Raw genomic sequence first — 20,449 nt, 5'->3', positions numbered from 1 at the left:
TCAGATACTGAAGCTTTCACCACAGCCACATCGGGCCTTCTCGTTCGGATTATTGAACTTGAACCCTTCGTTCAGACCTTCCTTGCCGAAATCCAGCTCGGTGCCATCGAGGTACACGAGGGACTTCGGATTCACCACCAGCTTCACGCCGCGATCCTCGAACACCGTATCGGTGTCCTCGATATCGTCGGCAAACTCCACCACGTAGGCCATGCCGGAGCAGCCGGTCGTCCTGACAGCCAGCCGCACGCCCACGCCCTTGCCTCTCTTGTCGAGGAAGTTGTGGATCCTTTCGGCTGCGGGTTCGGTCACTGTAATCGACATAGCACCCTCAGGCAGACTTCTTCTCGGCTTCCGCGGCCTCGCCGTGGCGCTCCTGGTAGTTGGACACGGCCGCCTTGATTGCGTCCTCGGCCAGCACCGAGCAGTGGATCTTCACCGGCGGCAGCGCCAGTTCCTCGGCGATCTGGGTGTTCTTGATCTGGCTGGCTTCTTCCAGGGTCTTGCCACGCACCCATTCGGTGAGCAGCGAGCTGGAAGCGATCGCCGAACCGCAACCGTAGGTCTTGAACTTGGCGTCCTCGATGATGCCGTCGTCGTTGACCTTGATCTGCAGCTTCATCACGTCGCCGCAGGCCGGGGCACCGACCATGCCGGTGCCGACCGTGTCGTCGTTCTTGTCGAAGCTGCCGACGTTGCGCGGATTTTCGTAGTGGTCCAGAACCTTGTCACTGTAAGCCATGACCGTTCTCCTGTTGCGTGTGTACGCGTTGCGTTAGTGGTGTCGAGCGGACCCCTAGTGGGCCGCCCACTCGACGGTGCTCAGATCGACGCCGTCCTGGTACATCTCCCACAGTGGCGAGAGTTCGCGCAGCTTGGCGACCGCGGCGCGCACAATCTTGACCGTGTGGTCGACCTCTTCCACCGTCGTATAGCGACCGATGGAAAAGCGGATGGAGCTGTGGGCCAGCTCGTCGTTGCGGCCCAGGGCACGCAGGACGTAGGACGGTTCCAGACTCGCCGAGGTACAGGCCGAGCCGGAGGACACGGCGATGTCGCGCAGCGCCATGATCAGGCTCTCGCCCTCGACGAAGTTGAAGGAGACGTTCAGGTTGTGCGCCACGCGCTGTTCCTGATCGCCGTTCAGATAGACCTCTTCCATGCCGTCGAGACCCGTCCACAGACGGTCGCGCAGCATGCGGATGCGCTCCAGCTCGGGGCCCATCTCGGCACCGGCAAGCGCAAAGGCCTCACCCATGCCGACAATCTGGTGCGGTGCCAGCGTGCCGGAGCGCATGCCACGCTCGTGGCCGCCGCCGTGCATCTGCGCCTCGATCCGCACGCGCGGCTTGCGGCGCACGAACAGCGCACCGATGCCCTTCGGACCGTAGGTCTTGTGCGCAGAGAAGCTCATCAGGTCCACCGGCAGGCTGGACAGGTCGACTGCGACCTTCCCGGTCGACTGGGCCGCGTCCACATGGAACACGATCCCGCGCTCACGGCAAAGGTTGCCGATCGCCTCGATGTCCTGGATGACGCCGATCTCGTTGTTCACGTGCATCACCGAGACCACGATGGTGTCGTCACGCATCGCGTCTTGCAGCTCCTGCAGGTCGATCAGGCCGTTTTCCTTCACACCCAGGTACGTGACCTCGAAGCCCTCGCGCTCCAGCTGACGCGTGGTGTCGAGCACGGCCTTGTGCTCGGTCTTCACGGTGATGATGTGCTTGCCCTTGCGCTGGTAGAAGTGCGCGGCACCCTTGATCGCCAGGTTATCGGCCTCGGTCGCACCGGAGGTCCAGATGATTTCCTTGGGATCGGCGCCCACCAGCTCGGCGACCTGGCCGCGAGCGTTCTCCACCGCCTTCTCCGCGCTCCAGCCAAAGCTGTGGCTGCGCGAGGCGGGATTGCCGAACAGGCCGTCCTTGGTCAGGCAGCCGGCCATCTTTTCGGCCACACGCTCGTCGACCGGCGTGGTCGAGGAATAATCGAGGTAGATCGGCAGTTTCAGGTCACTCATTGCGCGTTAGCTCCTTTCCGCGGCCGCTTTGGCGGTCGCATGGCTTTTTCCGGTCGAGGCTTGCAGAGGGGCGCCGTGCATCACGACCTCCTGCACGCCGTCTTTTTCCATTTGTTCCCGATGGCGCTGCAGTACATCCGCCAGCGAGCGGGTGCTGAGGAAGTCATAGACCTGCTGACTCAGATCGGTCCACAGGTCGTGCGTCAGGCAGCGCGAATCCGAATTGCAGTTGGCCTTGCCGCCGCAGCGGGTGACGTCCACCGGCTCGTCCACCGCCACCACGATATCGGCCACGCTGATCCCCTCCGGTTCACGGCTGAGGGCATAGCCCCCGCCCGGCCCGCGACTGCTGTTCACCAGCCCCTTGCGGCGCAGCCTGGAAAAAAGCTGCTCCAGATAGGACAGCGAAAGCTTCTGCCGCCGCGCCACTTCGGCCAGGGATACCGGCCCGTTGCGGGTGTGCATCGCCACATCGAGCATGGCGGTGACGGCGTACCGGCCTTTGGTCGTCAGTTTCATGGTTGAGTGCACTTGTCAGTCATTTGCCGGCAAGCTTAGCAATACCCGAGCAAAACGATCAAGTATTCCCTTGCTGTTTACGTTCTTGTTGGGTCGCCACCTTCGGCGGAACCTCGCACTCGTCCGGCTCCAGACCTTCCAGATCGCAGGCCTCCAGCGGGCCCGAATCGTCCTCGCCCAGGGCCTCGCCCGGATCGATACCGGCGCGCTTGAGCGCCTGGCAGGCCCGTTCCATGCGCTCGTCCAGGTCGTGTACGCGCTGCACGATCCGGTGGATCGCGTTGGCCACCGGATCCGGCATGTCCCGCGAGAGGCCGTAGGCATCGAAGCCCATGCGGTCCGCCATCTGCTGGAAGCGCGGATCGGGCTCGGGCCGCGGGCCGAGCACCCGGGCGGGGATGCCGACCGCGGTCGCCTCCGCCGGAACATCCTTCAGCACCACTGCGTTGGAGCCAATGCGCGCGTGGTCGCCCACATGGATCGGGCCCAGCAATTTGGCACCCGCACCGATCACCACCTCGTTGCCGAGCGTCGGGTGGCGCTTGCCGCCTTCCCAGGTGGTGCCACCCAGGGTCACCTGGTGGTAGATCGTGCAGTCGTCGCCGACCTCGGCGGTCTCGCCGATCACCACCCCCATGCCATGGTCGATAAAGAACCGTCGGCCGAGGGTCGCCCCCGGATGGATCTCGATGCCGGTCACCCAGCGGCTGAAGTTCGCGATCACGCGCCCCAGCCAGCGCATCCGGTGGTTCCACAACCAGTGCGCGAGGCGGTGATACCACAGCGCATGCAGGCCGGGGTATGCGGTCAGCACCTCGAAGGCGTTGCGTGCCGCCGGGTCACGGTCAAACACGCAGCGAATGTCCTCGCGCATCCTGTCAAACATGGGCCGGCCTCAAATCCCGAGTCATCCGCTAGGTTATCACGCCGGTTTCCGGCGCCCTCAGCGGCCCTTTTCCGTGTGCGTCAATATACCGCGCAGCATGCGCACCTCGCTGCCGGTCAGTCCGGCGCGCATATAGAGGTGCCGCAAGCGCCGCATCAGATTGCGCGGATTGTCCGGGTCGAGCACCTCGATGGTCGTCAGGGCCTGCTCGAAATGACGGAACAGACCCTCCATCTCGGCCTGGGTCGCGAGCGGGTCGCGTGCCTCCCCTGCCGCACTCGCCTGCCCGGAATCCATTCCGGTCAGGGCCGCCATGCGGAGCGCGTAGGTCATCACCTGCACGCTGCCGGCCAGGTTCAGGGAGCTGAAATCCGGCACCGTCGGGATCTGCACAAACGCGTTGCAGTAGTCCAGCTCGGTGTTGGTCAGACCACTGTGTTCACGTCCGAAAACCAGGGCCACCGGGCCCAGGCCCGCGTTCTCCAGCGCCTGCCCGGCCGCCACGTCCGGGCCCAGCACCGGTACCGAGTGGGTGCGCAGCCGGGCACTGGTACCCACCACCCACACGCAGTCGGAGACCGCGGCCGCCACGTCATCCACCACGCGCGCCCGCGCCAGCACGTCATCCGCCCCGGACGCCAGCGCCGTCGCATCGGCATGCGGAAACCGCTCCGGCGCCACCAGCACCAGATCCGTCACTCCCATGGCCTTCATCGCACGTGCGGCGGACCCAATGTTGCCCGGATGCGTCGTACCCACCAGCACGACGCGCACCCGGTTCAGGCGTTCTTCCATTCGTGGAGTCTCCGTTGCCATGCCCGCATCAAAGCTCGCGGATTGTACACAGGGGGGCTCTCGACTTCCCAAAAAAGAGCGGCTTGTGTATTGTTCGCGGCCTTCCCGCGGCGCGTGCGCGCGTCCGCCGGACACCCCGAAGAACACCAGGAGACACCCCATGCACCCCATGCTGAACACGGCGGTATCGGCGGCCCGCGAGGCCGGACGCATCACCACCCGCGCCTGGGGCCGGCCGGATCGCATGAACACCCGCGAAAAGGCCCGTAACGACTGGGTGTCGGATGTCGACCTGTCCGCCGAACAGGCCATCGTGCACACCCTGCGCCGCGCCTATCCCGACCACTCGATCATGGCCGAGGAAGGCGGCGAACAAAGCGGCAGCGGCAGCGATGCCGACTTCGTCTGGATCATCGATCCGCTGGACGGCACCACCAACTACCTGCGCGAGATCCCGCAGTACGGCATCTCCATCGCCCTGAAGCACAAGGGCCGGCTGGAGCAGGCGGTGGTCTACGACCCGCTGAAGGAAGAGCTGTTTACCGCCACGCGCGGCGCCGGCGCCTTCCTCAACAGTCGCCGCATCCGCGTCTCCGAACGCAAGGACCTCAACGGCGCGTTGCTGGGCACCGGCATCCCGTTCCGCGAGGGCCAGGACCTGGAGCGCTACCTGAGCAGCCTGCGCCACCTGATCCCGGGCACCGCCGGAATACGCCGCCCCGGCTCGGCCGCACTGGACCTGGCCTGGGTTGCCTGCGGGCGCTTCGACGGCTTCTGGGAGATGGGCCTGCAGCCCTGGGACATGGCCGCGGGCCTGCTCCTCGTACAGGAAGCCGGCGGCGTAGTCAGCGACTGGCAGGGCAACCCGGACGTGATGCGCCGCGGCGACGTCGTCGCCGGCAACCCGAAGGTCCTCAAGGCCATGCTCCAGCGCCTGCACAAGGCCGAAAAGGAAGCCACCTCCCGCACCGACTAATGAAGGCCTCGCGCCCGCCCCGGGCGCCGGGTGTCAGCCCCCGCCGCGCCTGACCTTGCGCTCGATGCGCGTGCGCATCAACCGCAGGGAGAACCACACCCCGGCGACCACGACCGGCACCGCCATCCCGATGGCCATGTTCACCGGTAACTGCAACGCAACGACCTCGTCCAGCCCACGTAACAGGTAGGCCACCAGGCTGGTCAGGTAGTAGCTGATCACCACCACCGAAAGCCCCTCCACTGTCCGCTGCAGGCGCAACTGCAGGTCGGCGCGCCGGTTCATCGAGCTCAGCAGGTCACGGTTCTGCCGTTCCAGCGCCACGTCCACCCGGGTGCGCAACAGCGATCCGGTGCGGTGGATGCGCGTGGACAGCACCTCCAGCCGCTCCGCCTGCGACGCGCAGGTACCCATGGCCGGATCCATGCGCCAGCCCAGGTATTCGCACAGGGTCTGCAGCCCCGGCATGCGCTTGGTTCTCAGTTCCTCAGCGCCCCTGCTCACCAGCGAGGCATAGGCGCGGGATGCGTGGAAACGGCTGCCGGCATAGCTGCTCAGGCGCTCGACGTCGGATGCAAGGTCGGAGAGCACCGCCAGCAACTGCTGCTCGCGGTCCGATGCGGCGAACTGCTCGGTGATCCCTGCCATCTCGTCGTTAATGTCGTTCAGCCGGCCCTCGAGTTCGTCGAGTTCCGGCATCAGCTCGCGGACCAGCGGGAGCGCCAGCAGGGCCAGCAACCGGTAGGTCTCCAGTTCGAACAGGCGCTGGGCGATACGCCCGGCCTCACGCCGGGTGAGATCGACATCGCGCACCAGGAAGCGGGAGAAACCGTCGTCGTGGACCCGAAAATCGGTCCATACCAGGCCATCGCCGCCAGCCACGCCGTTGCCGACGATGGGGTGCGGAGCAAATACGGCTTCCAGCTGCTCGAAGGACCGCTCCGGCATGTCACGCGACTCCAGCGCCAGATGGATCGCGGCGATGGTGCTCCCTGGCAGCTTGCTCAGCCAGTCGGCCGGCACTCGGTTGATCGCCGGGTCGGCGAACGGGTCGCTGAAGGCGTCTCCGGTCACGAAGAATGACCAGGTGGAGAACTCGTTGTGGCGTTCCCAGCGCAAGCGAAACGGCCCCAGATCGCAGGCGACGAAGTTCTTCTGCGGGACCGGCTCGTTCACGCCGAAACGACGGCAGAGCTCCGCTACCAGTTCGCGTTCGCGCTCGGTGGAGTCGCGCGGCGACAAAAGCGCCAGCCACGAGGCAGTCGCAGGGGCGTCCAGCGGTTCGTAGAAACGCGCATGGACTTCATCGTGAATCGACTCCCGCAGGGGGTGACTCGGGGGCAGGGACGGACTCTCTTTCATCGCGGATTCAACCTGAAGACGGCTTCCAGAAGCCCGGGCAGGCCACGCTGACGGAAGTGGATATGGACGGCAAGGACAGCGTGCTGGCCCAGACGCCGCACCGATCAACTTCACTTTAGAGCGCCCGAACCTCGATTGCAGTCACCACGAAGGGCGGACCACGCCTCTCGCCGGGCGAGCCGCCCGCAGCCTGTCGGCCTGCACGACCAGCATGGCCCTGGGGAGCCCAGCGTAGTTCGCGCCCACCTGCGGCGGCAACGCGAACAACCCCGATTCAGACGGCACCCGTTAGTCGCGCTCCTGCAGCCAAAGGATCAGGCGGGCATGCTGCTCCGGGTCGGCATCGATGGCGCGGCCCGGACGCAGGTCGTAGTCCGCGAAGGCGGCATCCACCGTCTCGCTGTCCTCGGCCCATTCCTCGCTGAGACGGAAGATCAGGGTCGTCGGGGACGGCCGGTGCACCGCCGGGTGGAAACGCTGGGAGATCATCCCCGGCAGCGGCGGCTCCGGCTCCGAACGGAAGCCGTCACCATCGCGGAAGCGCTCCCAGGCCGCCTCCAGCAGTGCCAGGGCCGGGCCATGCTCACCCTCGCCGGTTGCCGCTTCCCAGTCGCGCAGGCCGCGCGCGACGTAGGCGTAATCGTTGAGCGTAGCGGTTCCCGCCTGCTCGGCGGGCAGCCCCATCAGCGCCGGCAGCTCCGCCGGGTCGGCGGCGACCTCCAGCAACCAGGCTTGAACCGCCGCGCCCGCGTCAAGGAAGCGCGCATCGTGCGCCGACGCCTCCGCCAGGGCGGACAGCAGCAGCCCGTGCGCCCCGGTCAGCACCTTCTCGTCGCGCGGCAGGCCGCGCGCCTCGCGCGCCTGGATCAGGGCCTCGCGGCCGGACTCCACCTGCTCGCGAACCTCGTCCCCTGCCAGGTCGAAACGCTCCGCAAGCTGCTCGATCCCCGCGCCACTGCGCGGCAGGTAGCCAAGATCAAAGACCGAGCTGCCCTCCATGCCGAACCAGGCACGCACCAACTCCGGGTACTCGTGGTCCGCGAGTGCGGCTTCCAGATCTTCTTCCGGCCACAGGTAGGCCCCGCCCTCGCGGCCCTGATCGTCCACGGCCGACAGGCTGGAGGCGAACCCGCGGAAACCGCCCTCCGCAGCCTCCGCCTGGTCACCCGTCTCGTCCTCGCGCAGGGCCATGTCCCGCTTGACGAAATCGAGGTTCTCGAGCCCCAGATCAACCCAGTCCTCGCGGCCGAAATATTCACCGGCACGCAGATAAACCAGTGCGAGCTGTGCCTGATCCTCCAGCATTACCTCGAAGTGAGGCTCGTTCCAGTCCGGTGATTCGGAGTAGCGGAAGAAGCCGCCCCCCAGCACGTCACGTAGACCGGAGTGGGCCATCTCGTCCAGGGTGATCTCGAGAAACTCGGCAACCCAGCCTGGGGCCGTGCCGGCCTTCTCGGCCTCCAGCATCGCGTGCAGGTAGGGCGAATGGGGGAACTTGGTGGAACTACCGAAACCACCCTGAAGGTCGTCGGCCTCGCGCTCCAGGCGGCTCCACAGGACCTGCGGCAGTCGGCCCGCGCGGCCCTCGGAAAGCGGTTCCTCTCCCTTGCGCAGTTGCTGGGTGAGTTCCTCGCTCCCGCGCCGGGCGAGATCCATCAGCCGGTCGTAATCCGACTCCAGGCGCTGGGTGATGCCATCGAGGAACTCGGCGAACTGGTCACGCGGGGCATACACCACGCCCGTCAGGGCATGACCGTCGGGAGTCACCACCACATTGAGCGGCCAACCTGCACTACCGGCCGTTGCACGCTGGAACTCGAGCAGATAGCTGTCCAGCGCCCCATTGACCTCGCGATCCACCTTCACCGGAATGAAGTTCGCGTTCATCCGTTCGGCAATACCGTCGTCCTTGAAGCTCTCCTCCTGCATCACGTGACAGTAGAAGCAGGAGTAGTAGCCACTGGAGATCAGCAGCGGGCGCTGTTCTTCCCTGGCCTTTTCCAGCAACGCCGGATCCCAGGCGCGCCACTGAACCGGGTCGTCCACATGCAGACGCAGGTACGGTGACACACTGTCGGCCATCTCCGGGTTGGCTTGAACCGCACCGGGTGCAGCCAGTGCCACAAGCAGCAACGGGATAGACATCCCGATCCAGCGGTTTCCGTTGGTTGCAAACATGCGAGTCTCCAGCAGCATCAAGAAAAGGTTGCTACCCTTTTGGGACGCGCAGGCAGGGAAGGTTCATTCCGTTCCCCGGAATCACGCGGATCGCATCGTGCATCACGCCCCTTGTACATGCGATGTACAAATGTCGTACAATTATTTCATGGCGAGCGCGACGCACATCGAACTTCAAGACGAAGAAGGGTTGTACCCGATCCGCCACGTGTGCGCGGAGACAGGTATCAACGACGTCACCCTGCGAGCCTGGGAGCGCCGCTACGGGCTGATCCGGCCGATGCGCACACCCAAGGGACACAGGCTCTACAGCCTGAGTGACATCGCCCGTATCAAACGGATCATGGAACTGCTCGAACAGGGCATCCCGGTCTCGCAAGTCCATCGCGTGCTGAATGACGAGTCCGCACACAGCACCGCCAGGGCCGAATCACCCGAAGCCGAAGGCACCCGGACCCAGGCCACCGGCGAGCGCGAACGCCGCGCCAGCCCCGGCCCCGGGATCGCCCCCCACACCACGGATCCGATCGCCGAGGCTCTGTATGCCTCGGTGGCCAACCTGGATGCCGACCAGCTGGATCGAATCTACACCCGGCTGGTCATGCGGCACGGCTGGGACGGCGTACATGAGAGCGCCTTTCCCGAGGTCTATCGCCGCCTGCGCGAGGAATCCCGCCACAGTGCCGAGGGCGAGGTTCGCCTGGCCATCTTCGCCGCCTGGGCCACCGCGGCCTTCGCCGATCAGTTGCGCTCGGCCACACGGGCCTGCGACGAGCCGTCCTACCCCTGCCTGGTGCTGGGCGGCGGCCACCAGCAGGTTGGCGGCATGCTGCTGCAGCTCGCCTGCGCACGCCGCGGCATGAAGACCCTGCCCCTGTTCGATGCCACCAGTCCCGAGGGCCTTGATACGCTGATCCGTCGCCTGCGCGCGCCGGCAATGATCATCCATGGCTCCTCGCAGCTGATGCGCAGCCCCGAGCTTCCGCGGGTGGAGGCGATCCTCAATCAGGCCGGCCCGCCCTGCTATCTCGCCGGCTCGGCCGCCCTCGAGCTGTCGCAGATGGAACACGGTCGCGAGATCGAGGTCCTGCCCGGGCCTCCGCTGGAGGCCGCCGCTCGCCTCTCGCGCCACCTGCCCGAATAACCTCGCTCCACCCGCGCCGGCCCCGTGCCCGATTCCGCCTTGCCCGTGGCCGTGCGCACCCTTCTGGTCGTGCTCGGCGACCAGCTGGCCCCGGACCACCCGGGTCTGCAGGGACTGGACCCGACGCGGGATCGCCTGTGGATGGCCGAAGTGGCCGAAGAATCCCGACATGCCCCGTCGCATATCGCGCGGACCACGCTGTTCCTGTCGGCGATGCGTCACTTCGCCAAGGAGCGCCGGGATGACGGCTTTTCCGTCCATTATTGCCACCTCGGCGAACACCCCGAGCAGGCCCTGAACGACGCCCTGCGCGCCGACCTCGAACACCTCCAACCGCAAAACGTGCGCGTATTGCAGCCGGGCGAACACCGCGTGCTGCGCCAGCTGCAGGCCGCCTGCGCCGACCAGGCGATCCCGCTCGAGGTCCTGGACGATCCGCATTTCCTGGTCCCGCTGGACGCTTTTCACCAATGGGCCAAGGGCCGCAAGCAGCTGCGCATGGAGTATTTCTACCGCGAGCAGCGAAAAGCCCTGGGCGTGCTGATGAACGGCGACGAGCCCGCCGGTGGACAATGGAATTTCGACGCCGACAACCGCGGGCATTTCGGGCGTGACGGCCCCGGCCTGCTGCCGCCACCCCTGTCCTTTCCGCCGGACGCGCTCACCCGTGAGTGCCTGGGCGACATCGCCCGGCATCTCCCGGACCTGCCAGGACAGGCCGACGACTTCGACTGGCCAGTCACCGCGCAGCAGGCACAGCAGGCGCTGGACGACTTCATCCAGCACCGCCTGCCCGCCTTCGGCACCTATCAGGACGCGATGTGGACTGACCAGCCCTGGCTCTACCACGCCCGCCTGTCCACCGCCCTCAACCTGCACCTGATCCATCCGCGCACGGTGATCGACGCCGCGGAACAGGCCTGGCGCGATGGCCATGCCCCGCTGCCCGCGGTCGAGGGCTTCATCCGCCAGATTCTCGGCTGGCGCGAATACGTGCGCGGGCTGTACTTCCATTTTGGCGAGGCCTGGCACGAGTGGAATGCCCTGGAGGCCGACCAGCCGCTCCCCGCCCTCTACTGGGACGCCAAGACCTCCATGCAGTGCCTGCACCAGGCCGTCGGCCAGACCCTGCAACTGGGCTACGCCCACCACATCCAGCGGCTGATGGTCACCGGCTTGTTCGCCCAGCTGCTTGGCGTGCGGCCTGCCGAGATCCATGCCTGGTACCTGGGCATCTACGTCGATGCCGTGGAATGGGTGGAGCTCCCCAACGTGGTCGGCATGTCGCAATACGCCGACGATGGGCGCATGGCCTCCAAGCCCTACGTGGCCACCGGGCGCTACATCCAGCGCATGAGCAACTACTGCGCGCACTGCCCGTTCGACCCGGCCGAGGCCCTGGGCGACAAGGCCTGTCCGTTTACCACGCTGTACTGGGACTTCCTCGACCGCCACCGCGACCGCTTCGCCCGGCATCCGCGCACCGCGCTGCAGTGGAAGCACGTCGAAAAGATGGACCCCGAACGCCTGCAAGCCATCCGCGACCGGGCCGGAGAACTCCGCAAGACTCTCGCCCAGGGAGACCGCATCTGATGCAAAGCCCCGGCCCCACCCTCGTCTGGCTGCGCCGCGACCTGCGCCTGACCGATCAGCCCGCGCTGCATGCCGCCTGCGAACGCGGCGGCCCGGTGATCCCCGTGTTCATCCACGCCCCGGAGGAAGAGGCCCCATGGCAGCCAGGGGCCGCATCCAACTGGTGGCTGCACCACAGCATCAACGCGCTGGACCACGACCTGCGTGCGCAGGGATCGCGCCTGATCCTGCGTGCCGGTCCCAGCCTCGACACCCTGCGGGCCCTGGTCCGCGAGACCGGCGCCACCGCCGTCTACTGGAACCGGCTGTACGATCCCGCCATCGTCCTGCGCGATCCGGACATCAAGGCCGGGCTGCGCGCCGACGGCATCGAAGTACACAGCTTCAATGCCCACCTGCTGATCGAGCCCTGGGAGGTCGCGACCGGCCAGGGCCGCCCCTACAAGGTCTTCAGCCCGTTCTGGAAGGCCTGCCTGCACCGCGGTATCGACCGCGACCCGCTGCCCGCACCCGCCGAGCTCCCGCGACCCGAGGCCTGGCCCGACTCGCTCAATCCCGAACAGCTGGGGCTCCTGCCCGCGATCGACTGGGCCGGCGGCCTGCGCGCCACCTGGACCCCGGGCGAGGCCACGGCCCGTGAGCGCCTGGAAGAATTCCTCGACAACGCCGTGCGCGCCTACGCCGAGGGCCGCGACCGCCCGGATCAGGACGGCACCTCGCGCCTGTCGCCGCATCTGCACTTCGGCGAGATCTCGCCGCGCCAGATCCTGCGCGCCCTGCGCGCGGCCGGCCTGCACCCGGACAGCGGCGGACCCGAGGCCTTCGTGCGCGAACTCGGCTGGCGCGACTTCGCCCATCACGTGCTCTACCACTTCCCGCACACCCCGGAGCAACCGCTCAACCCACGCTTCGAGGCCTTCCCCTGGCGCCAAGCCGATCGCGACCTGCGGGCCTGGCAGCGCGGCGAGACCGGGCTTCCGATCATCGACGCCGCGATGCAGCAGTTGTGGGAGACCGGCTGGATGCACAACCGCCTGCGCATGGTGGTCGCGTCCTTCCTGACCAAGAACCTGCGCCTGCACTGGCAGCATGGGGCCCACTGGTTCTGGGACACCCTGGTGGACGCCGATCTCGCCGCCAACACCCTGGGCTGGCAATGGGCCGGCGGCTGCGGTGCCGATGCCGCACCCTACTTCCGCGTCTTCAACCCGCAAACCCAGGGCGAACGCCACGACCCCGACGGCACCTTCGTGCGCCGCTTCGTCCCCGCGCTCAAGGATGTCGAAACGCGGTATATTCACGCGCCAGGCGCCGGCGGTGCGCGCGGCTATCCGGCCCCGATCGTGGACCTGAAAGCCAGCCGCCAGGCCGCACTCGAGGCCTTCGAGGCCGTAAAAACCCACTGACCCAGACAGGCCCAACCATGACCTTTTCCGAACAGAATCTGTACTACCCGAAGAATGTCAGCTACAACTTCAGCCGCTACGACGAGACCACTCCCGTGCGTGTGACCCACGACGGCAAGCGCTTTGTTGGCCAGTTGCTGAACTGCGTGGCCCCCTTCCGCATCCGTGTCACCGAGGAAATCACGGGCCCGGGCGCCTCGCGCTTTACCCCGGTCCGAGAAATCGAGATCCAGAGCCTCGACGGCGTGGAATACCTGCACAAGGGCCACCACGGCCACTGAGCGGCATGTAAAGGCCGGACCGCTTTCCCGATCCGGCCTTCCATCACTCCCCTGACGTTCGTACCCGGAACCCTGCATCGCAGAATCGGGGAAAACACCGATGCATGTCATTCATGCAGTGTTTCCCTGGCCTGCTACCCTTGAGACAGGACATTCGCAAAAGGGACGAACGCCATGCAACGCCTTCTCGCCTCCTTCCTGGTGTGCACCCTGCTGATCCCCGGCCTGGCACTCGCTGACAAGCCCGGCGACCAGCGCGCCATCGCCGGCATGGACACGGGACGCATCCTCTGGGACATCACCATTGCCGAACCGGAACGCCTGATTGCCCGCCTCAGCGTGATCCGCGAGACCTATGACGACATGCAGCGCCAGGGCCTGGAGCCGGAAATGGTCTTCGCCTTCCGTGGTGGAGCGGCCGGCCTGATCGCCCGCTCCACCGATCACCTGGATCTCGAGGACGTCTCCGCGGTGCGCCATATCCATGAGCGCCTGGAGGGCTTGCTGGAACTGGATGGCATTCACATGGAGGCCTGCAACATCGCCACGCGGCGCTTCGAGCTCGAACCAGACGACCTATTGCCCGGCATCCACATGGTCGGCAATACTTTCCTGTCGATTATGGGTTACGAGCATCAGGGCTACGCGACCATACGCATCGACTAACCCCGACCGCGGAATGCCGTTACAATCGAGTCGGGCGGACATTCGGTCGGCCCCGGGACCGCGCCGTAGGCACGGTCACCGGGTCATTTGACCGGGTCACGAATGGCAGCGAAAGACTGCCGAAGAAGACGAGGGGAGGCCTCTTTGGCGCATATGGAAATCACGACCTTCGGGACCGTTGGTGTACGCGTGGAGGACCGTGACATACCCGCACTTTCCGGGACCAAGCTCGGCCTGCTCCTGACCTATGTGGCCGCCGAGAGCCCCCGGCGCATCCCGCGCGAGGAACTGGCCCGCCTGTTCTGGCCGGATCTGGACGCCGACAGTGCCCGGGTCAACCTGCGTCAGGGGCTGTTTCAGCTGCGGCGCCAGCTCCCCGCCGGGGACCCGCCCCTGCTCGACACTACGCCCCGCTATGTGCGTTTCCAGCCACAACCGGGATCGTGCATCGACTTCCTCACCCTGCATCGCGCCCGCGCCGAACGCCGCACCGTCGAGGGCCGCGAGACGACCGCCCCACCTGCCGAGCGTGCCCGCGCCGAGCGACGCACCGCCGAAAGCCGCGCAGCCACCGCCGCACATCCGAACCTGGCGATCGTCTGCGACTACCGCGGGCACTTCCTCGAGGGCCTGCGCGCCCTGCAGGACCTCCCGGAACTGTCCGCCTGGGCCCAGGCCCAGCGCGACCATCACTGGCAAAATCTGCTCGTCTTCATCACCCACAACCTCGTCGCACTGGCCAAGCCCAACGAGGGCGAGCCGCTGCTCGCCGAGCTGCACCGTCTGCTGGCGATGGAGCCACACGACGAGACCCTGCACCACCTCTTGATGAAGGCCCTTGCAGCCAGTGGTCATCCGAAGCGCGCGCTCGATCACTATGCCCATCTCGAGGCCGAGGCCGGCAAGGCGCCCGGCGAACTCCTGGCGCGCACGCGCGAGGAAATCCTCGGCGCCGAACGCGCCGAGGCCAGCAGCCAGCACGTCAACACCGAGGAGGCCGAACCGGCCATCCTGCGCCCCGAACGTCGGCGGGTGACCGTCGTGGCCTGCCATGTCCAGCCCGACGCGGAAGCCGACATCGAGATCCAGCAGCAGCAGGTGAACCGCGCCCTGGAACACGTCGACTTCGTCCTGCTGAGGCATCATGGCCATGTGGTGCCCTCCCCCGGACACGGCCTGCTGGCTTATTTCGGCTACCCGGCCGGTCGCGAAGAGGCCACCGTCGACGCCGTGCACGCCGCCTGGCAAGCGCTGGAGACCGCCCCCGCCGACTGTCAGCTGCGTCTGGCCGTGGATACCGACCTGATCGTCACCGGTGCCGACCCTGACCTGCCCGATCCGACCGGCCAGCTCACCGCCCGCGTCCACGACTGCGCGCAGCACGCCGATCCCGGGACCCTGCGCGTCAGCGCACCGACCTACGCCCGTGTCTCGGGGTACTTCAGCTTCCGCGAGGCAGAGGACGCCACCGGTGCCTACCTCGTCACCGGCGACCCCGGCCCGCTGGACCGGGTGGATGCACAGAGCCTGCGCGACCTGACGCCCCTGACCGGGCGGGGTCAGGAACTGCAACAGCTTCGGGGACACTGGGACCAGGTCCTGGAGAGCGGCGAGGTCCGCTTCGTGCTGGTCCAGGGTGAGGCCGGGCTGGGCAAGAGCCGGCTTGCCCGGGGTCTCGACCAGCAAGTCCGCGGGCAGGCTCGCTCACGCTACCTGCTCAAGTGCCGCGAGGATCGCACCCGGCAGCTCCTGGCGCCCGTACGCCAGGCCTTCGCCACCTGGATGGGACACGATAGCCTGCGCGAGGCCCGCCAGCGCCGCCTCGAAGGCGCCCTCAAGACCGTGGGCACACCCCCCGAACTCGCACCACGCCTCGCCCATTGGCTGACCCACCCGGAAGCCGACGGCCCCGAGAGCCTTGCCCACGAGGGGCTGGACCGCGACCGCATTATCGACACCCTGGTCGAACTGGTCCACCGACGGGCGGCCCATGGTCCGACACTGCTCATCTGCGACGACCTGCACTGGATGGACTCGGGTACATCGGAGTTCCTGCGGCGGCTGTACCAGCGCCTGCATCACCGACCGATCATGGCCATCCTGACGGCGCGCATGAGCTTCCGCTCGTCGTGGCGCGACCTTTCCCTTGAGCACGTCCGCCTGCTTGGCCTGGACGCGGCCGCCGCGCACGATCTGGTGGACCGCCTGGACCCCAACGGACGCTTGGCGAGCGGTCTGCGCGAGCAGCTGATCGAACGCGGCGAAGGCGTCCCCCTGTTTCTCGAGGAACTGACGCGTTACGCCCTCGAGGCCGCCCGCACCGGCCAGCTGCCGGACACCCTGCCGCCAGGGCTCTCCAATCTTCTGGTCGCGCGTCTGGAACAGCTCGGCAGTGCCCGCGAACTGGCCCATTCCGCCGCAGTCATCGGGCGCGACTTCGATACCCGAATCCTCAGCCGCCTGCGCGGCCAGCCCGCCGATACCATCCGCCGCCAGCTGACGCGCCTGACCGGGAAGGGTTTCATCGAACCCGCCGGCATGGTGGATGGTGTGCGCTATCGCTTCCGCCACGTCCTGTTCCGCCAGGCAGCCTACGAATCGATGCTGCTGAGCGACCGCACCCGTCTGCACGGCCAGCTGGCCGACTTGATGCAGGAAGACGGCGAGCATGGGATGCAGACCGCCGACTGGGGCCGCATCGCCAACCACCTTTACCACGCCGGTCGCTATCCGGAAGCCGTAAACGCCTGGCTGCAGGCCGGCGAAGCCGCCTTCGCCCGCGGCATCCTGCCCGAGGCCTCGCACTACTTCGAGGACGCGCTGGACTGCCTGGAGCGCCACCCAGAGGCCCACGCGAGCGGCGATCCGGCGACCCACGAACATGACACCCTGCGCGCCCTGGGCGGCCTGGGGGCCTCCAACCTGGCCCTGCTGGGCTACGGTTCGCGCACGGTCAACGACATCTTCGAACGCGCCATGCGCCTGACCGCCCCGGAACAGGACCCGGTGCAGTACTTCCGCGTCCTCTGGGGCCTGTGGCACGGCGCCGGCTCCTGGCATGGATTCCAGGAGGCCCATCGCCTCGCCGCGGAGATGGAGCAACTGGCCGAGCGCTCCGGCGACCGCCTGCTGCGGATCGCGGCCCATTATGTCCAGGGCAACACCCACTTCTGGACCGGCCGCTTCGGCGAGGCGCTGGAACACCAGACGCGGGCGGTCAAGCTCTATCGCGACGCCGACCACGCAACCCTGGTGGCGCGCCATACTGAAAACCCGGCCATCAGCGCCCGGGGCTTCATGGCCTGGACGTTGCTCCATCTGGGAAATCACGCGCGCGCCTGGACCGAAATGGATGCCGCGTGCAAACAGGCAGACCAGCTCGGCCATCGGCCCACCGAGGCCTTCGTGCATGCCTTCCGCTCGGTACTCGGTTTCTACTCCAGCGATCCGGAATCCGCGCTGCCCGCAGCGCGCCACGCGCTCTCCATCGCCCGCGAGTACGACTACCCACTGTGGCGCGCCGCCGGCATCACCCTCGAGAGTTGGGCCCTGGCCCGGCAGGGCCAAGCCGATGCCTACCAGGCCATCGAACAGCAGGTCGAGGCGATGCGCCACATCATGGATGGCGTCAACACCATCTTCCAGCTCATCCTGCTGGACGCCCTGGAAGCCAGCGACATCGCGCCCGAACAGCGCCTGGCGATGGCCGACGAGGCGCTTGCAGGCTGTCGCAAGCGCGGCGACCTCGCCTTCGAACCGGCCATCCGCCGGTTGCGCGCCGTCGCCCTGCTCGCCAACAGCGACGGGAAAGACGACAACGGCTGGCAGGAACTGGAAAGCGCGCGCCGCATCGCCCACGAACAGGGCAACCCCAACATCGAACGCCAGGCCCTGCTCGATTACGCCCGATTCGCCAGCGACCCCCAGGTGCAATCCTGGGCCGAACGCGAACTCTCGCGTATTAACCACTGCATCATCCCGCGCCCGCACCCCGACGAACCCCGCCAGCGCGATCCCCGCCTCGCCTGACATCAGCCGCCGGGACAAGCGCCCGGCGGCCAAGGCGCTACCGGTGTGATCCCAACACCACAAAAGAAAAGGCCCGAACCTTGCGGTTCGGGCCTTTTCGGGATATGGCGTCCCCACGGGGATTCGAACCCCGGTCGCCGCCGTGAAAGGGCGGTGTCCTAGGCCTCTAGACGATGGGGACGTAGAGGCAACGTCTTCTTCTTACTTCCGTCTTACTCGGGTGGGCCCTTGGGCCGGTCTTCCTCGCTACCTGGTGCGCGATGCAGAAGCGTCGTCACCAGACCGTTGAACACCAGCAAAAACCCGACCGGCACCAGCGCGATGAGGGGCTTCGACCAGGTCTGTTCCCCGGTGAGCATCAGCCCGAATCCGCCGATCAATCCGATCACTGCCAGCACCAATCCAACGTAGAGCGATATGACTCCAAAACGATGCATTAATGAACTCGCAGTACCCCTGAGTGGTGGAGCCAGGCGGGATCGAACCGCCGACCTCCTGCATGCCATGCAGGCGCTCTCCCAGCTGAGCTATGGCCCCGTGTCAGGCGAGCGCGTACTGTAGCCAGCACCCCCAAATGTGTCAACCCGCTGCGGCGGAAATTTTCTGCAACGCACGGTCGATACGGGCCAGAACGCGCTCGCGACCAATGAGCACCAACGTGTCATCGATGGGCGGGGACACCGTGCCGCCGGTAAGGGCCACACGCAAGGGCTGCGCCACCTTGCCGAGCTTGAGCTCCAGACGCTCGCCGGTGTGCACCACCACCTCGTGCAGCGCCTCCTTCTCCCACGCCCCGAGAGCGCTGAAGCCATCGTGCAGGGTTTGCAGCACGGGCTGCGCCTCGGCGGTCAGCTGCTTGCGCGCCGCCTTCTCGTCGTAGTCCTCGAACTCGCGATAGAAATACACGCTGTTCTCGGCCATCTCGCGCAGGGTACGCGCCCGTTCGCGCTGCGCGATGACCACGTCGCGCAGTTCCGGCCCTTCGGAGGGATCGATCCCCAGCTGCCCCAGGTGCCAGCCCAGTTCCAGCGCGACGTGGTCCGGGTCCAGCGTCTTGATGTAATGCTGGTTCAGCCACAGGAGCTTGTCCGGGTTGATGGCGGAGGCGGACTGGTTCACGTCCTTGATGTCGAACAGCCGAACCAGTTCGTCCAGTCCGAAGATCTCCTGGTCGCCATGCGCCCAGCCCAGGCGCACCAGATAGTTGAGCAGTGCCTCCGGCAGGTAGCCCTCGTCGCGGTACTGCATGACCGACACCGCGCCGTGGCGTTTGGACAACTTGGCACCATCCGGGCCCATGATCATCGGCAGGTGGCCATAGCGCGGCGGCTCCACGCCCAGCGCCTTGAGGATGTTGATCTGGCGCGGCGTGTTGTTCAGGTGATCGTCGCCGCGCACCACGTGGGTGATGCCCATGTCCATGTCGTCGACCACCACCGTCAGGTTGTAGGTCGGCGAGCCATCCGAGCGGGCGATGATGAGGTCATCCAGCTCGTGATTCTGGAACGCGACCTTCCCGCGCACCATGTCGTCAACGACCGTCACGCCCTCGTCCGGCGTACGAAAGCGAATGACTGGCTCCACGCCCTCGCGCGGCTCGGTACGGGCGCGGCAGCGACCGTCGTAGCGCGGCTTCTCCTTGCGCGCCTTTTGCTCCTCGCGCATCGCGTCCAGCTCTTCCTTCGAGCAGTAGCAGCGGTAGGCATGCCCGGCGGCCATCAGCTGATCGATCACTTCCCGGTACCGGTCGAAGCGCTCGGTCTGATAGAACGGGCCCTGATCGTAAGTCAGACCCAGCCAGTTCATGCCTTCCAGGATCGCGTTCACCGACTCCGCAGTGCTGCGCTCGAGATCGGTGTCCTCGATGCGGAGCACGAAGTCGCCGCCGTGATGACGGGTGTACAACCAGGAGAACAATGCGGTGCGGGCACCACCAATGTGCAGATAACCGGTGGGACTGGGGGCAAAACGGGTACGGAAACTCATGCGCGGGACACTCGATTACGGGTAGTGAGCAAAGGCGCCTAGGGTAGCAGAACGCTACAGGGCGATAACCCGGCAGCCCGGTTTCCGCCGGCTATACTCGAGACAGGCCAACACACGGGCCCTATCGCCCGAAGGAGTCGTGATGAAATCCGTTTCGCTCACCCGCCTCGCGACCATCGCTCTGGTCACTGGAGGATTCGCCCTGGCCGCAAGCAGTGCGGCCAGCACGGACCGCGTTCCAGCGCCCGAAGGGGCCGAGGTGTACTTCATCAGCCCGCAGGATGGCGACACCGTCGAAAGTCCCGTGCGGATCCAGATGGGCCTGCGCGGCATGGGCGTGGCCCCGGCCGGCGTCGAGGCCGACAACACCGGGCATCACCACCTGCTGGTGAACCAGCCGCTGGACGAGGTCGACCTGGATGCCTCGCTCCCCTTCTCCGACCACAAGCGCCACTTCGGAGGCGGTCAGACCGAAGGCGAGATCGAACTGGAGCCGGGTACTCACACCCTGCAATTGCTCTTCATGGACTACCGCCACCTCAGCTTCGACCCGCCAGTGACCTCCGACAGGATCACCATCACCGTCGAATAGGCGGCACAAAAAAGCC

At 66.6% G+C, this 20,449-nt stretch carries 18 protein-coding genes and 2 tRNA genes; 8 read left to right on the top strand and 12 right to left on the bottom strand.

The genetic code is table 11. The annotated features are described in order from the left end of the window. Genes iscA through F792_RS0110170 form a run of 6 tightly spaced genes read right to left on the bottom strand, consistent with a single transcriptional unit; the run spans position 1 to position 4,220 of the window. On the bottom strand, positions 1 to 324 hold the full coding sequence (iscA, locus tag F792_RS0110195; protein WP_018939093.1) for an iron-sulfur cluster assembly protein IscA: 324 nt from the start codon (positions 322 to 324) through the stop codon (positions 1 to 3). A 7-nt stretch (positions 325 to 331) separates the two neighbouring features. Next, positions 332 to 742: a Fe-S cluster assembly scaffold IscU gene (iscU, locus tag F792_RS0110190; RefSeq protein ID WP_018145987.1), complete on the bottom strand. Its 411-nt coding sequence runs from the start codon at positions 740 to 742 to the stop codon at positions 332 to 334. Between the two features lie 54 nt (positions 743 to 796). After that, complete coding sequence (locus F792_RS0110185) at positions 797 to 2,020, bottom strand: IscS subfamily cysteine desulfurase (protein ID WP_018145988.1); 1,224 nt, start codon at positions 2,018 to 2,020, stop codon at positions 797 to 799. A 6-nt stretch (positions 2,021 to 2,026) separates the two neighbouring features. Continuing rightward, positions 2,027 to 2,539, bottom strand: coding sequence for an Rrf2 family transcriptional regulator (locus tag F792_RS0110180; protein ID WP_018145989.1), 513 nt, complete (start codon positions 2,537 to 2,539; stop codon positions 2,027 to 2,029). Positions 2,540 to 2,597: 58 nt separating this feature from the next. After that, positions 2,598 to 3,425 (bottom strand): serine O-acetyltransferase, encoded by an 828-nt coding sequence (gene cysE / locus F792_RS0110175; RefSeq protein ID WP_196799414.1) that lies wholly within the window; start codon positions 3,423 to 3,425, stop codon positions 2,598 to 2,600. 57 nt (positions 3,426 to 3,482) lie between these two features. Next, positions 3,483 to 4,220 (bottom strand): RNA methyltransferase, encoded by a 738-nt coding sequence (locus tag F792_RS0110170; protein WP_018169501.1) that lies wholly within the window; start codon positions 4,218 to 4,220, stop codon positions 3,483 to 3,485. Between the two features lie 160 nt (positions 4,221 to 4,380). Between F792_RS0110170 and F792_RS0110165 the strand changes: the two genes are divergently transcribed. Continuing rightward, complete coding sequence (locus F792_RS0110165) at positions 4,381 to 5,196, top strand: inositol monophosphatase family protein (RefSeq protein ID WP_018169500.1); 816 nt, start codon at positions 4,381 to 4,383, stop codon at positions 5,194 to 5,196. 33 nt (positions 5,197 to 5,229) lie between these two features. On the opposite strand, the gene F792_RS0110160 is transcribed toward F792_RS0110165, so the two are convergent. Both F792_RS0110160 and F792_RS0110150 read right to left on the bottom strand, forming a co-directional pair. After that, complete coding sequence (locus F792_RS0110160) at positions 5,230 to 6,558, bottom strand: DUF3422 family protein (protein ID WP_018169499.1); 1,329 nt, start codon at positions 6,556 to 6,558, stop codon at positions 5,230 to 5,232. Positions 6,559 to 6,846: 288 nt separating this feature from the next. Continuing rightward, positions 6,847 to 8,736 carry a thioredoxin domain-containing protein gene (locus tag F792_RS0110150; RefSeq protein ID WP_018169497.1) on the bottom strand — a complete coding sequence of 630 codons (1,890 nt, stop codon included), beginning with the start codon at positions 8,734 to 8,736 and terminating at the stop codon, positions 6,847 to 6,849. Between the two features lie 130 nt (positions 8,737 to 8,866). Between F792_RS0110150 and F792_RS0110145 the strand changes: the two genes are divergently transcribed. The 6 genes from F792_RS0110145 (at position 8,867) to F792_RS0110120 (ending at position 17,855) form a co-directional block, all read left to right on the top strand. Then, positions 8,867 to 9,880, top strand: coding sequence for a MerR family transcriptional regulator (locus F792_RS0110145; protein ID WP_018169496.1), 1,014 nt, complete (start codon positions 8,867 to 8,869; stop codon positions 9,878 to 9,880). Between the two features lie 39 nt (positions 9,881 to 9,919). Continuing rightward, positions 9,920 to 11,473 (top strand): cryptochrome/photolyase family protein, encoded by a 1,554-nt coding sequence (locus tag F792_RS0110140; protein WP_018169495.1) that lies wholly within the window; start codon positions 9,920 to 9,922, stop codon positions 11,471 to 11,473. Beyond that, complete coding sequence (locus tag F792_RS0110135; protein ID WP_018169494.1) at positions 11,473 to 12,879, top strand: deoxyribodipyrimidine photo-lyase; 1,407 nt, start codon at positions 11,473 to 11,475, stop codon at positions 12,877 to 12,879. The genes F792_RS0110140 and F792_RS0110135 overlap by 1 nt, the downstream gene beginning before the upstream one ends. Positions 12,880 to 12,896: 17 nt before the next feature. Next, the gene (locus F792_RS0110130) at positions 12,897 to 13,160 is read left to right on the top strand and encodes a hypothetical protein (RefSeq protein ID WP_018145998.1); all 264 of its coding nucleotides are present in this window, start codon (positions 12,897 to 12,899) and stop codon (positions 13,158 to 13,160) included. A 174-nt stretch (positions 13,161 to 13,334) separates the two neighbouring features. Further along, positions 13,335 to 13,826 (top strand): hypothetical protein, encoded by a 492-nt coding sequence (locus F792_RS0110125; protein ID WP_018169493.1) that lies wholly within the window; start codon positions 13,335 to 13,337, stop codon positions 13,824 to 13,826. Between the two features lie 153 nt (positions 13,827 to 13,979). After that, positions 13,980 to 17,855 carry an AAA family ATPase gene (locus F792_RS0110120; protein ID WP_018169492.1) on the top strand — a complete coding sequence of 1,292 codons (3,876 nt, stop codon included), beginning with the start codon at positions 13,980 to 13,982 and terminating at the stop codon, positions 17,853 to 17,855. 105 nt (positions 17,856 to 17,960) lie between these two features. Here F792_RS0110120 and F792_RS0110115 read toward each other — a convergent pair. The 4 genes from F792_RS0110115 to gltX all read right to left on the bottom strand — a co-directional run bounded on the left by F792_RS0110115 (position 17,961) and on the right by gltX (position 19,841). After that, positions 17,961 to 18,036, bottom strand: a tRNA-Glu gene (locus tag F792_RS0110115). A gap of 31 nt (positions 18,037 to 18,067) precedes the next feature. Further along, entirely contained in the window at positions 18,068 to 18,292 is a 225-nt protein-coding gene (locus F792_RS0110110) for a hypothetical protein (protein ID WP_019568239.1), read from the bottom strand. A gap of 24 nt (positions 18,293 to 18,316) precedes the next feature. Further along, positions 18,317 to 18,392 (bottom strand) — tRNA-Ala (locus tag F792_RS0110105). Positions 18,393 to 18,434: 42 nt separating this feature from the next. Next, entirely contained in the window at positions 18,435 to 19,841 is a 1,407-nt protein-coding gene (gene gltX, locus F792_RS0110100) for a glutamate--tRNA ligase (protein ID WP_018169491.1), read from the bottom strand. Between the two features lie 142 nt (positions 19,842 to 19,983). On the opposite strand from gltX, the gene F792_RS0110095 reads away from it, so the two are divergent. After that, positions 19,984 to 20,433, top strand: a complete 450-nt coding sequence (locus tag F792_RS0110095; protein WP_018169490.1) for a DUF4399 domain-containing protein — start codon at positions 19,984 to 19,986, stop codon at positions 20,431 to 20,433. The last annotated feature ends 16 nt before the right edge of the window (positions 20,434 to 20,449 follow it).

Origin of the sequence: Thioalkalivibrio sp. ALMg9, assembly GCF_000380625.1 — a bacterium.
GTDB classification, from domain to species: Bacteria; Pseudomonadota; Gammaproteobacteria; order Ectothiorhodospirales; family Ectothiorhodospiraceae; genus Thioalkalivibrio; species Thioalkalivibrio versutus.
This window is presented reverse-complemented; position numbering and strand designations above follow the sequence as displayed.

Bases quoted from the DNA above. Each gene is read 5' to 3' on its own strand.
- iscA (WP_018939093.1), bottom strand. From the start codon at position 324: ATGTCGATTACAGTGACCGAACCCGCAGCCGAAAGGATCCACAACTTC.
- iscU (WP_018145987.1), bottom strand. From the start codon at position 742: ATGGCTTACAGTGACAAGGTTCTGGACCACTACGAAAATCCGCGCAAC.
- F792_RS0110185 (WP_018145988.1), bottom strand. From the start codon at position 2,020: ATGAGTGACCTGAAACTGCCGATCTACCTCGATTATTCCTCGACCACG.
- F792_RS0110180 (WP_018145989.1), bottom strand. From the start codon at position 2,539: ATGAAACTGACGACCAAAGGCCGGTACGCCGTCACCGCCATGCTCGAT.
- cysE (WP_196799414.1), bottom strand. From the start codon at position 3,425: ATGTTTGACAGGATGCGCGAGGACATTCGCTGCGTGTTTGACCGTGAC.
- F792_RS0110170 (WP_018169501.1), bottom strand. From the start codon at position 4,220: ATGGAAGAACGCCTGAACCGGGTGCGCGTCGTGCTGGTGGGTACGACG.
- F792_RS0110165 (WP_018169500.1), top strand. From the start codon at position 4,381: ATGCACCCCATGCTGAACACGGCGGTATCGGCGGCCCGCGAGGCCGGA.
- F792_RS0110160 (WP_018169499.1), bottom strand. From the start codon at position 6,558: ATGAAAGAGAGTCCGTCCCTGCCCCCGAGTCACCCCCTGCGGGAGTCG.
- F792_RS0110150 (WP_018169497.1), bottom strand. From the start codon at position 8,736: ATGTTTGCAACCAACGGAAACCGCTGGATCGGGATGTCTATCCCGTTG.
- F792_RS0110145 (WP_018169496.1), top strand. From the start codon at position 8,867: ATGTCGTACAATTATTTCATGGCGAGCGCGACGCACATCGAACTTCAA.
- F792_RS0110135 (WP_018169494.1), top strand. From the start codon at position 11,473: ATGCAAAGCCCCGGCCCCACCCTCGTCTGGCTGCGCCGCGACCTGCGC.
- F792_RS0110130 (WP_018145998.1), top strand. From the start codon at position 12,897: ATGACCTTTTCCGAACAGAATCTGTACTACCCGAAGAATGTCAGCTAC.
- F792_RS0110125 (WP_018169493.1), top strand. From the start codon at position 13,335: ATGCAACGCCTTCTCGCCTCCTTCCTGGTGTGCACCCTGCTGATCCCC.
- F792_RS0110120 (WP_018169492.1), top strand. From the start codon at position 13,980: ATGGAAATCACGACCTTCGGGACCGTTGGTGTACGCGTGGAGGACCGT.
- F792_RS0110110 (WP_019568239.1), bottom strand. From the start codon at position 18,292: ATGCATCGTTTTGGAGTCATATCGCTCTACGTTGGATTGGTGCTGGCA.
- gltX (WP_018169491.1), bottom strand. From the start codon at position 19,841: ATGAGTTTCCGTACCCGTTTTGCCCCCAGTCCCACCGGTTATCTGCAC.
- F792_RS0110095 (WP_018169490.1), top strand. From the start codon at position 19,984: ATGAAATCCGTTTCGCTCACCCGCCTCGCGACCATCGCTCTGGTCACT.